The sequence below is a fragment of the Veillonella sp. AF13-2 genome (genome assembly GCF_003603295.1).
Lineage (GTDB): Bacteria > Bacillota > Negativicutes > Veillonellales > Veillonellaceae > Veillonella > Veillonella parvula_E.
Genome location: NZ_QTMT01000001.1, coordinates 226,120 through 238,568 on the forward strand (window position 1 = coordinate 226,120; position 12,449 = coordinate 238,568).

Sequence of the window (12,449 nt, forward strand, 5' to 3'; positions counted from 1 at the left end):
AGGGTTTCCAATGGTTGACCAAAATTTTGAAGGTGAAGTGTATTATTTGGAATTCGAAGATGAACATGGTAATAAACAATACTTCACAGAAGATGTTATCTTGAACCATGAAGGTCAAGAGTATGCCGTTCTTGTACATGTACAAGATGAAGATGCCGACCATGAAGGTCAAGATGACACGTACATGATCTTGGCTCGCATCGAAACAAATGAAGAAGGCGTAGAAGAATACGTACCTTTGGATGAAGAAGATGAAAACTTTGAAACTCTAGTAAAATTGTATGAAGACATGGATGAAGACGAATAATTGTCTTTAGCATAAATTTAGCGTGTTGTCAGTGGACAATGCGCTATTTTTATTTTGTTATACATTATCATTGTTGTACAAAGAAGGGACTTCATTCATGCTAAGGGCATAACAAATATATAAAATTAATATATTGCATAAAATGGAATAAGTAGAATCATTGCCCTTTTATATAGGGGAAATATAGAGTTTATGGTATAATGAATTGATATACTGTTATGTTACAGAAAGGAACTCAACAACGTGAGAAAAGCCTTAAGATATATTTTGATCCTAGTTATTGTAGGTATATTAATTATTGGTGGAGGCCTTGGTGCATTGTACTTTGTACCGAATACCTTTGCTCAAGATGATGGAACACAAGTAGTCGTTATTGAAAAAGGTCAAACGGGTACTGAAATTGCAGATATGCTTTTTGAAAGAGGGCTTATTCGCTCAACTCAAGGCTTTAAGCTCTGGTTATATTTGAGCGGTACCAATGATAAGCTTCAAACTGGACATTATCAAATACCTAATAAAGTAACTGTGCGCGAACTCATTTCCTTGTTACAAGAAGGTCATGTAGAATCTATTCGTGTTACAATTCCAGAAGGATATACAGTTGGTGATATTGCTATCGTTCTTGAAAAGAATCAAATTATGAAGGCGAAGGACTTCTTAGCTGAAGCTAAGACCTATGTACCATACCCATATATGAAAGGCACAAAACCTGCTACATATCCTGTAGAAGGCTTCTTGTTCCCAAGTACGTATGAAATCCCCGTAGGTGCTACGCCTCGTGATGTTATTCAAATGATGGCTGACGAAATGAATCGTTACCTTACACCAGCTGTGAAGAAACAAATTCAAGCTCAACATATGAGTATTCATGACTTTGTAACCTTGGCATCTATCGTTGAACGAGAATCTTTATTTGATGCAGACCGTCCAACTATTGCAGGGGTATTCAAAAAGCGTTTAGCACATGGTATTCCATTGCAATCTGATGCGACTATTTCCTATGTACTTGGTTATGCAAAGGAAAATGTAACGATTGGGGATACACAATTGCAAAGCCCATATAATACATATGTATCTAAAGGTTTACCACCAGGTCCAATTGCAAATCCTGGTAAAAAAGCTTTAGATGCAGTTTTACATTCTGAAAATACAGATTATTTATACTTCGTAGCAGATAAAGAGGGGCATAATCACTTCTCTAAATCTTACGAAGAACATTTAGCAGCGGTTAATAAAATTTATGGTGCTGACACGGTAAAAAATTCTTCTGCTAATACTGAAGTAGCTGCACAAGCTGGTCCTAACTATGACGTAGCAGTAGCGACTACAGAGCCTAATTATAATTATAGTTCTGCAGAAGCGGTGGAAGCAGATTCTCAATATGTTGACGTAGAACCTAGTTATAAATACACACCGACTACAGTTCCAGCAGCTGAGATTCCAGATCCTGTACCAGGTTCAACACAAAATCAATCATCGACGCAAGTCACGCCGGCTGCTCCATCCTATGGAAATAATACAAATAACAATACGTATGTACCAACGACGACACCTGTACCTGAATCGATGCAAAATGTGATTCCTAATGCACAACAAGTACCACAAATTCAGGTAGAACCTGCAAATCCTGCTGAACGCTCTACGTTGGTAGTTCCTAGTGGTACTAACAATAGATAATGTAGGAGATTTAATCTACTTTCATGACATTAAATGATATTTTAAATGAACAGCGTATTTACGCGATGATTAATGATGTGCCGATTTTACGAGAATCTGAGGTTCATCTATTTGAAGAATTAATAGGTTTGTACCGGCCCACCTCTGTGTTAGAGGTGGGCACAGCCATTGGTTACTCCGCTTTGTTGATGGCTCCGCTACTCGACGAGGAAGAGGGGCATATTACATCCATTGAACTGGATGATGTGCGTCACGAAATGGCGAAATATTATATTAACCAATCCGATTATGCCGATAACATTACATTGCTGAAAGGCGATGCGTCTCAAGTCTTAACGGAACTCACAGGCGAATATGATCTAGTGTTTTTAGATGGTCCAAAGGGGCAATATTTAAAACAACTTGAACTTATTCTGCCACATGTGAAAGAAGGGGGCGTCATTCTTGCAGATAATGTACTCTTTAGAGGTTATGTAAGGGGCGATAAGGAACCACCAAAACGGTTCAAAACTATCGTAAAACGGTTACAAGAATACTTAATATATGTTGAAAATAAAGAATTGTTTAACACTACTATTTACCCAATGGGTGATGGTATGAGTGTGAGTGTGTGGAAAGGGCACAACAAATAATGGCAGAACATTTTATGGAATTGCTTTGTCCTGCAGGTAATATGGACAAGCTTAAAATGGCTATCCGCTATGGTGCGGATGCCGTATATTGCGCAGGTAAACGCTTTGGCTTGCGCGCAGGAAACTCTAATTTCTCCGACGAGGAATTAAAGGAAGCTGTAGAATTTGTACATACACATGGTAAAAAGATTCATGTTACATGTAATATCATTCCTCACAACGAGGACTTCGAAGGTTTAGAGGATTATTTGAAATTCCTTGAAAGTATCGGTGTTGATGCTATCATCGTTGCCGATATGGGTATCTTTAGCCTTGCTAAGCGCGTAGCTCCAGGTTTAGAACTTCACGTAAGCACACAAGCGTCTACTACAAATTGGCATACAGTTCAAATGTGGAAAGAACTTGGTGCCACACGTGTTGTAGCGGCTCGCGAAGTATCCTTAGCAGACCTTAAAGAAATGAAGGATCATGTAGATATTGAAATTGAGTCCTTCGTACATGGTTCTATGTGTATTTCTTACTCTGGTCGCTGCTTATTGTCTAACTATATGACAGGTAATCGCGATGCGAACCGTGGTCAATGTTCTCAATCTTGTCGATGGAAATATTCTCTTGTGGAATCTAATCGACCTGGTGAATATTACCCAATCGAAGAAGATGAACATGGCACGTATATCTTTAACTCTAAAGACTTGTGTTTAATTCACCGCATTCCAGATCTATATGAAGCTGGTATTGATAGCCTTAAAATCGAAGGTCGCATGAAATCCGTTCACTACTGTGCCACAGTGGCAAAAGTATATCGCACAGCGATTGATACATACCTTAAAGAAGGTAAAGATTGGTACGTTCGTCCAGAATGGATTGCAGAATTAGAAAAGATTTCCCATCGCCCTTATACAGACGGCTTTGCTGAAGGTCGTCCTGATGAAACGGCGCAAAACTATGGTAAATCTACGAATACTCAAAGTCATGACTTCATCGGTTTAGTTATGGGCTACAACGAAGAAGAAAAATACGTTGATCTTGAACAACGTAATAACTTCAAGGTGGGTGATAAGGTAGAATTCTGTCAACCAAAAGGGGAACTCGTTGAAACTGTTATCGAAAAAATGACAGATGAAGATGGTAATCCTATCGATGTAGCACCGCATGCACAAATGAAAGTACGCATTTACATGGATACACCTCTTGAACCTTACTCCATGATGCGTCGCGAGTGCAAACCTAAAGAAGATGAATAGTTTATGAGCGGTACAGCCTTAGAGCCGAGTAAATCAATCGGTGCATTTCCAGATGTACCCGATTTAGCAACCTCTGGAGAAGAAGCGTATGTGTACTTTCACATTAATCCTAAGCATACGAATTTCATCAATCGCATCATTGAAGGCTATGAATATTTAGGTGTTATGACCTCGGTAGATACGAGTGGGCGGTGTATGTTGCGCTGCACACCATCTACAAGGCTCTTGGCGCTTGAAGTATTGAGTAGCTTATCCGACTATGTCACTATAGAAGGTTAAGTATAATTTTGATTGTAAATCGTATGAGGGAATTTTATGATTATACTAGATTTACAATTACATCAAATGTATACAAATTGTAGAGAAATGAGAGTATATCTATGAAACAATCTATTTTGAAACGCACATTATTAACAGCTTGCCTTGGAGTATCTATGGCAGGTGTAGCTATGGCGGGTCCTGTAGGTCCTGTAATCATTCCTCAAGCAGGAGATGTGGTTGTTATCAACCACGGTCCTGATATGACTTTCATAGGGAATATCAATTTTGATGTGGAAAGCCAAACTAACAACAATTTACAAATTGGCTCTACTGTGATTCCTAATGTAGTATATGGTGCGGCATTCAATAAATCTGGTGCACCAGATACCATCATCCCGGCTCAAACCTATGTATATGTAGGCACAAAAGACGGGGCGAATGCTTTCACAGAAGCTAGCGATGCAGACAAAAAAGGCGCAAGCTGGAATGTGGAAACATTGAAGAAAACTAAATCTGGCGATGTACAATTGGCGAGCCGTGGCGTTCCTGAAAAACCGTTGGCTAATCAAGTAGCGACCATTAAAGATTCCATTATGCTTAGCGCTGTAGACCTCAGTACAACAGAGGTGGGACGCAATAGCAAGGGCATTTTATACATGACCGTTCCTAAGGAATTGAAATTGACTGCTGACACAGGTATTCCTGATGACGTGCGCGAAACGATGCCAGCCATGTTCCGCGGCAAGATGGGTGACTCCCTCATGGTAAACCTCATGCCTCTAAATGAAGAAGAGAAGCAACAATTAGCGGCAAATCCTCATAATGCAAATGCAATCGTATTTAACCGTGGTATGAATATGGCAAAAATGATCGGCTCCTCTGCGCGTACAAGCAAGGTGTATACATACATGAAGGACCATTATTTGAACCTTGTTATCGTAGCGAAAGATTACGATGATAACGGGGCTCGCGGTAGTGGCGTTATGATGGTATCTAAACAAGATAACTCTAATGACGTGCTCTTAACACTCTATAAAGGTCCAGACCTTTCCACTAGCAAATTGGAAAAAGTAATTGGCGCTATGTTGTCTACAAACTTCAAACGCTAATTTACAAATAATGTATATAAAATGGCTCGAGATTCTGATATGTTCCGCCTTCACTGGTTATCTAGTAAAGGGGACCATATCATTCTCGGGCCGTTTTCTTTTAAAAATAAATGTATATAGGTAAAAATAAAGCTGAAGTTTATAGTATATTGCTCTAACAACAATTACAATTTATAGTTCTTATTAAATTTCCAGTTAAACTGTATTGAAATTTTTAGTCCTCTATGATACTATAATCTAGTAAAAGTGATGCAAAGGACATGATTCTTTTATCCCTGTGTACCAGAGAGAGGCAGATGCTGGAAATGCCTTACACATATATTAGAGTTACCCCCTTTAAACTGATTTGTCGAACCTAAGTAGGCAAGTACGGCCGCCACCGTTATCGGGCTTAATGAAGTGAATTAACTATACACATATATTCGTATAGGTAGTTAACTAGGGTGGAACCGCGAATGATCTTCGTCCCTTGTTTGTAGGGATAGAAGGTCTTTTTTTATTACCCAATTTCTACAAGCTATTTACACAATGCTTATGTATTGTGTGGTATGTGAGCATATTGGGGACAATGAAAAATCAAAGCTATCCTAGTTTATAAATTGGAGGAAAGAAAAATGGCAGATGTAAAAATCATTTTACCTGATGGTAGTGCAAAGAAATACGCTGCTGGCACTACTCTTGGGGAAGCAGTAAAACAATTATCTAACAGCTTGGCTAAAAAAGTACTAGCTGCAAATGTAAATGGCGAATTAACAGACCTTCGCGAAGAACTCGTTGATGGTTCTGAAGTAGCATTCTTAACATTCGAAGAAGATGGTGGTAAACATACTTTGCGCCACACAGCTTCTCATATCTTGGCACAAGCTGTTAAACGTTTATGGCCTGAAGCTAAATTGGCTATCGGTCCTGCTATCGATAAGGGTTTCTACTATGATATCGATATGGAACATACTTTGACTCCTGAAGATTTGGGTAAAATCGAAAAGGAAATGAGCCGCATCGTAAAAGAAAATTTACCGATTACTAAATCCGTTATGCCTCGTCAAGAAGCTATCGAGTTCTTCAAATCTAAAAACGAAGACTACAAGGTAGAATTGATTCAAGACCTTCCTGAAGATGCAATCATCTCTTGCTATTCTCAAGGCGATTTCATCGATCTTTGCGCAGGACCCCACGTGGCATCCACTGGCAAGGTGAAAGCTTTCAAATTACAAAGCATTGCAGGTGCATACTGGCGCGGCGATGAAAAGAATAAAATGTTGCAACGTATTTACGGTACTGCATTTGAAAAGAAAGAAGAACTTGATGCATACCTTCACTTGCTTGAAGAAGCGGCTAAACGTGACCACCGTAAACTTGGTAAAGAACTTGGCTTGTTCGTTATCAAAGAAGAAGGTCCTGGTTTCCCATTCTTCTTGCCAAAAGGCATGGCTCTTCGCAACGAATTAGAAAACTTCTGGCGCGAAGTTCACCATGAATTTGAATACGAAGAAATTCGTACACCAATCATCTTGAACAAACAATTGTGGGAAACATCTGGTCACTGGTTCCATTACCGCGAAAATATGTACACTACAATTATTGACGAAGAAGAATATGCAATTAAACCAATGAACTGCCCAGGCGGTATCTTGGTTTATCAAAACGAAATGCATTCTTACCGTGACTTCCCATTGCGTTACGCTGAACTTGGTCTAGTTCACCGTCATGAATTATCTGGTGCATTACACGGCTTGTTCCGGGTACGTGCTTTCACACAAGACGATGCTCACGTATTTATGTTGCCATCCCAAATGCAATCTGAGTTGATGAAAGTTATCGAATTGTTCGACCGTATCTATAGCCAATTCGGTTTGAAATACCATGTGGAATTGTCCACTAAACCTGACAATGCAATGGGCGATGATGCGATTTGGGAAGCAGCTACAGAAGCATTGCGTAATGCTATCGAAGCAAAAGGCATTCCTTATGTAATCAACCCTGGCGATGGTGCTTTCTATGGTCCTAAGTTGGATTACCACATCGAAGACTCCTTGGGTCGTACATGGCAATGTGGTACTATCCAATTGGATATGAACTTACCTGAACGTTTCCAAATCGATTACGTTGGTGAAGATGGTCAAAAACACCGTCCTATCATGATTCACCGTGCATGCTTCGGCTCCATGGAACGTTTCATCGGTATCTTGACTGAACACTATGCAGGTGCATTCCCAACTTGGATGGCTCCTGTACAAGTTAAAATCTTACCTATTTCTGAAAAACACGTTGAGTACGCTGAGAAATTAGCAAAACAAATGCACCGCGACTATGTACGCGTAGAAGTAGACGATCGCAGCGAAAAAATCGGTTACAAAATCCGCCAAGCACAAATGGCAAAGGTTCCATACATGCTTGTTGTGGGTGATAAAGAGGTCGAAGAAGGCACAGTTAATGTTCGTAAACACGGTGGTGACGAATTGGGCTCCGTACCATTCGAAGAATTCTTCAATTCTATTAAAACTGAAATTAAAGAACGCAACTAATTATTTACCATCCTAGTAATTATAATGTTATAAATCCCCCTCACATCTTGCACAATTTAAATTAGTCTGTATAATTTAATAGTGATGAAATTATAAGAGGGGGATTTTGTATTATATTCTCTTTAATTGTTACCTGTGAGTAGCGAAAGGAAATGACTATGAAAGAAGTAAATTCATACGGTTGGAAAGCTGTTATTGGTTCCTCTATTGGCTATGCCATGGATGGGTTTGATCTCTTGATTCTCGGCTTTATGCTAACCTTGATTTCAGGGGACTTAGGCTTGACTACTGGTCAAGCAGGTTCCCTTGTGACGTGGACCTTGGTAGGTGCTGTTATTGGTGGTTTTATCTTTGGTACCTTGTCAGATAAGTTTGGTCGTGTTCGTGTGTTGACATGGACTATTGTCTTATTTGCTGTATTCACTGGTCTATGTGCTTTTGCACAAGGTTATTGGGATCTTCTCATATATCGTACAATTGCCGGTATCGGTTTAGGCGGTGAATTCGGTATTGGTATGGCCTTAGCAGCTGAAGCATGGCCTGCACAACACCGTGCAAAAGCGACGAGCTATGTTGCCATCGGTTGGCAGTTAGGCGTATTGGCCGCAGCACTGTTAACGCCCGTATTACTCCCTTATATTGGCTGGCGTGGTATGTTCATGGTTGGCATTATTCCTGCCTTTGTAGCCTGGTTCTTCCGTGCGAAATTACATGAACCAGAAATCTTTGTTCAAAGTAAAGAAATTAAGGAACATTCCCATACGAACTCATTCAAGTTATTAGTAAAAGATGTAAGAACTACAAAGACCTCTATAGGTGTTGCTATTTTAACATCTGTTCAAAACTTTGGTTACTACGGTATTATGATTTGGTTGCCTAACTTCTTGAGTAAGCAATTAGGGTTTTCTCTTACAAAATCGGGTTTGTGGACTGCCGTAACTGTATGTGGTATGATGGTCGGCATTTGGTTATTCGGACGATTGGCTGATAAAATTGGCCGTAAACCGACATTTATTTTGTTCCAAGTATGTGCTGTGGCATCTATCTTGATTTACTCTCAACTATCTGATCCAACAGCTATGCTATTTGCTGGTGCTATATTAGGGGCCTCTGTAAATGGTATGATGGGTGGCTACGGTGCCTTGATGGCGGAAGCATATCCAACAAGTGCTCGTGCAACAGCTCAAAACGTATTATTTAACATTGGTCGTGCCGTAGGTGGCTTTAGCCCAATGGTAGTAGGCATGATCATCTCACTGTACTCCTACCAAGTGGCAATCGCTTTCCTCGCGATTATCTATGTAATCGATATTTTAGCAACAGTATTCTTGATTCCTGAACTTAAAGGTAAGGAACTAGAATAAATAAATATTTGTGAAAGCTTTTCATTGAAAAGAACATAGACGTTTTATATTGAAACTCATATAAAAATAAAAGGCTCTGTCATAAGACAGAGCCTTTTATAGTATGTTTAATTTATAATATTAGAATTATTTAGAGAGTTTGGCTTATTTAAAATATTTAGACTTAAGCAATTCCAATCCAATGCCAGTATGTAAGTGAAAATACGAGTATCATGACATAGCCGATGATGGTTAATGGAATCCCTGTAGTCATAAATGTTTTTACGTCAAATGTATCTGTTCCATAAGCTACCATGCCTTGTGGTGAGTTTACTGGTAATACTAAACCAAAGCAGATTGCATATTGCATAAGCATTGTTACACCAAGTGGATTAAGACCTTCTGCGGAGTGTCCCATAACGATGGATATTACGATAGGAATCATGGCAGAGGAGAGGGCTGTAGCTGATGCAAATCCAAGGTGGATTAAAATCAGAAAGGCAGCCATAATAGCAATCAAAAGGAATACGCTTGCCGTTTCAAGGGAAAAGGCATTTACGAATACTTGAGCGAGCCAGGTGGCCGCTTTCGTTTTAAGTAATACAGAACCAAGACCGATACCAGCACCAAACATGACAATAGATCCCCAATCTATGTTGGATTGGGCAAATTTCCATTCTAGAATACCAAGATTAGGGAAGAAGAATAGTGCGATGGCTACGATTGTTGAGGTTGTAGTATCGATGGTATGTAATTTACCTCCCGTCGCCCACAATGCTAATAGACCAATAGAGATACATAATAGTTTTTTTTCATCGAATGTCATTGGACCGATTTCTTTACGCATTTTAGCGAGTTGTACATCACCGCCAACGAGTTCTTTAAATTCAGGTTTAATTAAAGCTTGCGTTACAAAGTAGGTAATGATAGCCATAATAATTGAGAATGGTGCAGCTGCTGTGAGCCAATCAATCCAACTTACAGATGTGTTCATCTGTGTTTGCATAAACCCAACAGCTACGAGGTTTTGGGCGGCTGCTGTTTGAATCATGATATTCCAAAAGGTATCTACCTGTACGGCGCCTACCATGAGGAGAGCTGCTACGCGACTTTTACGTTCAATACCTAGGTTTTCAACGATACCGATAATAATTGGAGCAAGACAAGCGATACGAGCTGTTGCACTCGGTACAAAGAAGGCTAGAATAAGACCTGTAATAATAACACCTAAATAAATGCGGCTTACCTTTGTGCCTACGCTAGATAATACGAGCATGGCAATGCGACGATCTAGTCCCGTTTTACGCATAGCTACGGAAATCAACATAGCGGCACCTACGAGAATCATCGCAGGAGAAGAATAACCTGAAATAATTAGTTTTAAGGCATTAGCTGTGCCCATAGCTTTTGCTGGCGCCTCTGGATTTGGAGCGAAACCTAGTAACAAGGCTGTGAGCGCCGTAATCATGGTCGCACTTACCGGATAGGATACAGCTGACGTCATCCATAAGATGATAGCAAAGGCGAGGACACCAATCATACGATGACCACCAGTAGATAATGTTTCTGGTGTTGGTAATAATAAAATGCCACCGAGAACAATAAAGGAAAGAATGAGACCGATATTTTGAGTGTTTGTACGTACCTTTAGAGGAGGGGCACTGTTTGTTGTACTCATGATAAAACTCCTTTCAATATGTTTAATGCTTAATTAATATAAATATTTTTCTAGTTATCGTTAGCGTAAATAAATATATATTTATATTTATTATTGTTATCGTATTTTTTAGAAAATTAATTATAAATCTATAAGACTATTGTATACTTAAAGCGGTCTACTTGTCAGTAATAACACATATATACAGAACATAGATAGTTTGTTATACTATATGAGTTGTAATAATAAATTTATCAAGAAAAGCTCAAGATTATTGTTGACTTTCACGGTTCGATTTGTTATTATAATTAAGTAATTTATGAAGCAGAGGCCATCCGCCACTCACCTAATACCATGAAGTATGAGGTTAATAATAGAGAATTCTATTCGGATGGTGTTTGCCATCCGTTTTTTTTATTCTCTTGGAGGTGAACGCTATTAGCAAGGATACACCACGCATTAATGAAGAAATTCGTGCTCGTGAACTTCGTGTCGTAGGTCCTGAAAACGAACAAATCGGTATTATGTCTGGCCGTGAGGCTTTGGCATTGGCTGAAGAACAGCATCTTGATCTTGTGGAAATTGCACCTAACGCTAAACCACCAGTAGCTCGCATTATGAACTACGGTAAATATCGTTATGAACAACAAAAACGCGAGAAAGAAGCGAAAAAGAAACAAAAAATCGTAACTTTGAAAGAAGTCAAATTACGTCCACATATTGAAGACCATGACTTTTACGTAAAAATGAAAAACGCATCCAAATTCTTGGCTGAAGGTAACAAAGTAAAAGTAACCATCATGTTCCGCGGTCGTGAACTTTCACATCCAGAACTAGGCATGGCAGTGTTGACACGTTTTGCTGAAGAACTCAAAGAAACGGCGTCTATTGAAAAAGCAGCTAAATTAGAAGGTCGTAACATGACCATGATTTTAGTAAGTAAGTAAGGTATTGGGAGGATTATATTATGCCAAAAATTAAAACTCGTCGCGCTGCGGCTAAACGTTTCTCTGCAACTGGTACTGGTGAATTCAAGCGTGCAAAAGCTTTCAAAAGCCACATTCTTGAAAAGAAATCTCCAGCTCGTAAACGTAATTTACGTAAAGCTACATTGGTTGCAAAAGCTGACCACAAACGCGTAGCTAAATGCTTACCATACGCTTAATCGTTAACTATTAGATCGATAATATCGTAATTTAGGAGGAATATACAATGGCAAGAGTGAAAAAGGGCGTTACAGCTCATGCACGTCATAAAAAGATTTTAAAATTAGCTAAAGGTTACCGCGGTACACGTTCTCGTTTGTTCAAAAAAGCTAACGAAACAGTAATGAAAGCGTTGTACTACGCTCGTCGTGACCGTCGTGCGAAAAAACGCGAATTCCGTCAATTGTGGATCGCTCGTATCAACGCAGCGGCTCGCATCAATGGCTTGACTTACAGCCGTTTCATCGCTGGTTTAGCTAAAGCAGGCGTTGAAGTTAACCGTAAAATGTTGGCTGACTTGGCAGTTAACGATGCAGCAGCATTCGCTAAACTTGTTGAAGTAGCTAAAAACGCTTAATAACATAACAATACATAATAAGGACTCTCTTTGGAGGGTCCTTTTTTTGTATGGTGAAAGTAATAGATTATCAATACTTTTATAATATGATATCCTATACATATAATGTGTGTGATAAATATTGAAAGAGG

At 39.3% G+C, this 12,449-nt stretch carries 12 protein-coding genes and 1 other annotated feature; of the genes, 11 read left to right on the top strand and 1 reads right to left on the bottom strand.

Features of this window, described 5'->3' with window-relative positions:
- The first annotated feature begins 10 nt into the window (after nt 1–10).
- From DWV85_RS01025 to DWV85_RS01060, 8 genes are all read left to right on the top strand, one after another.
- Nucleotides 11–307, top strand: a complete 297-nt coding sequence (locus tag DWV85_RS01025; protein ID WP_004696361.1) for a DUF1292 domain-containing protein — start codon at nt 11–13, stop codon at nt 305–307.
- Nucleotides 308–550: 243 nt separating this feature from the next.
- Nucleotides 551–1,984, top strand: a complete 1,434-nt coding sequence (mltG, locus tag DWV85_RS01030) for an endolytic transglycosylase MltG (RefSeq protein WP_123137837.1) — start codon at nt 551–553, stop codon at nt 1,982–1,984.
- 23 nt (nt 1,985–2,007) lie between these two features.
- Nucleotides 2,008–2,616: an O-methyltransferase gene (locus DWV85_RS01035; RefSeq protein WP_123137838.1), complete on the top strand. Its 609-nt coding sequence runs from the start codon at nt 2,008–2,010 to the stop codon at nt 2,614–2,616.
- On the top strand, nt 2,616–3,860 hold the full coding sequence (locus tag DWV85_RS01040; RefSeq protein WP_123137839.1) for a U32 family peptidase: 1,245 nt from the start codon (nt 2,616–2,618) through the stop codon (nt 3,858–3,860). The genes DWV85_RS01035 and DWV85_RS01040 overlap by 1 nt, the downstream gene beginning before the upstream one ends.
- A 3-nt stretch (nt 3,861–3,863) precedes the next feature.
- Nucleotides 3,864–4,139 (top strand): DUF4911 domain-containing protein, encoded by a 276-nt coding sequence (locus tag DWV85_RS01045; RefSeq protein WP_004696352.1) that lies wholly within the window; start codon nt 3,864–3,866, stop codon nt 4,137–4,139.
- 101 nt (nt 4,140–4,240) lie between these two features.
- Nucleotides 4,241–5,230 (top strand): hypothetical protein, encoded by a 990-nt coding sequence (locus DWV85_RS01050; protein WP_123137840.1) that lies wholly within the window; start codon nt 4,241–4,243, stop codon nt 5,228–5,230.
- Nucleotides 5,231–5,470: 240 nt separating this feature from the next.
- Nucleotides 5,471–5,703: a binding site (T-box leader), on the top strand.
- Between the two features lie 141 nt (nt 5,704–5,844).
- Nucleotides 5,845–7,755 carry a threonine--tRNA ligase gene (thrS, locus tag DWV85_RS01055; RefSeq protein ID WP_123137841.1) on the top strand — a complete coding sequence of 637 codons (1,911 nt, stop codon included), beginning with the start codon at nt 5,845–5,847 and terminating at the stop codon, nt 7,753–7,755.
- Nucleotides 7,756–7,913: 158 nt separating this feature from the next.
- The gene (locus DWV85_RS01060; RefSeq protein ID WP_123137842.1) at nt 7,914–9,119 is read left to right on the top strand and encodes an MFS transporter; all 1,206 of its coding nucleotides are present in this window, start codon (nt 7,914–7,916) and stop codon (nt 9,117–9,119) included.
- 163 nt (nt 9,120–9,282) lie between these two features.
- Here the strand turns inward: DWV85_RS01060 and DWV85_RS01065 are convergent, their stop codons facing one another.
- Nucleotides 9,283–10,776, bottom strand: a complete 1,494-nt coding sequence (locus DWV85_RS01065) for a DASS family sodium-coupled anion symporter (RefSeq protein ID WP_123137843.1) — start codon at nt 10,774–10,776, stop codon at nt 9,283–9,285.
- 407 nt (nt 10,777–11,183) lie between these two features.
- Here DWV85_RS01065 and infC point away from each other — a divergent pair, with 407 nt between their 5' ends.
- From infC to rplT, 3 genes are read left to right on the top strand one after another with little or no spacing between them, the layout of a single operon-like run.
- The gene (infC, locus tag DWV85_RS01070; protein WP_038150063.1) at nt 11,184–11,702 is read left to right on the top strand and encodes a translation initiation factor IF-3; all 519 of its coding nucleotides are present in this window, start codon (nt 11,184–11,186) and stop codon (nt 11,700–11,702) included.
- Between the two features lie 20 nt (nt 11,703–11,722).
- Nucleotides 11,723–11,920, top strand: coding sequence for a 50S ribosomal protein L35 (gene rpmI, locus DWV85_RS01075; protein WP_060919159.1), 198 nt, complete (start codon nt 11,723–11,725; stop codon nt 11,918–11,920).
- Nucleotides 11,921–11,967: 47 nt separating this feature from the next.
- Nucleotides 11,968–12,318: a 50S ribosomal protein L20 gene (rplT, locus tag DWV85_RS01080; RefSeq protein ID WP_119563182.1), complete on the top strand. Its 351-nt coding sequence runs from the start codon at nt 11,968–11,970 to the stop codon at nt 12,316–12,318.
- The last annotated feature ends 131 nt before the right edge of the window (nt 12,319–12,449 follow it).

What these genes read in the sequence shown, in the direction of transcription:
- DWV85_RS01025 (WP_004696361.1), top strand. Translation starts at nt 11, where the DNA reads ATGGTTGACCAAAATTTTGAAGGTGAAGTGTATTATTTGGAATTCGAA.
- DWV85_RS01035 (WP_123137838.1), top strand. Translation starts at nt 2,008, where the DNA reads ATGACATTAAATGATATTTTAAATGAACAGCGTATTTACGCGATGATT.
- DWV85_RS01040 (WP_123137839.1), top strand. Translation starts at nt 2,616, where the DNA reads ATGGCAGAACATTTTATGGAATTGCTTTGTCCTGCAGGTAATATGGAC.
- DWV85_RS01045 (WP_004696352.1), top strand. Translation starts at nt 3,864, where the DNA reads ATGAGCGGTACAGCCTTAGAGCCGAGTAAATCAATCGGTGCATTTCCA.
- DWV85_RS01050 (WP_123137840.1), top strand. Translation starts at nt 4,241, where the DNA reads ATGAAACAATCTATTTTGAAACGCACATTATTAACAGCTTGCCTTGGA.
- thrS (WP_123137841.1), top strand. Translation starts at nt 5,845, where the DNA reads ATGGCAGATGTAAAAATCATTTTACCTGATGGTAGTGCAAAGAAATAC.
- DWV85_RS01060 (WP_123137842.1), top strand. Translation starts at nt 7,914, where the DNA reads ATGAAAGAAGTAAATTCATACGGTTGGAAAGCTGTTATTGGTTCCTCT.
- DWV85_RS01065 (WP_123137843.1), bottom strand. Translation starts at nt 10,776, where the DNA reads ATGAGTACAACAAACAGTGCCCCTCCTCTAAAGGTACGTACAAACACT.
- rpmI (WP_060919159.1), top strand. Translation starts at nt 11,723, where the DNA reads ATGCCAAAAATTAAAACTCGTCGCGCTGCGGCTAAACGTTTCTCTGCA.
- rplT (WP_119563182.1), top strand. Translation starts at nt 11,968, where the DNA reads ATGGCAAGAGTGAAAAAGGGCGTTACAGCTCATGCACGTCATAAAAAG.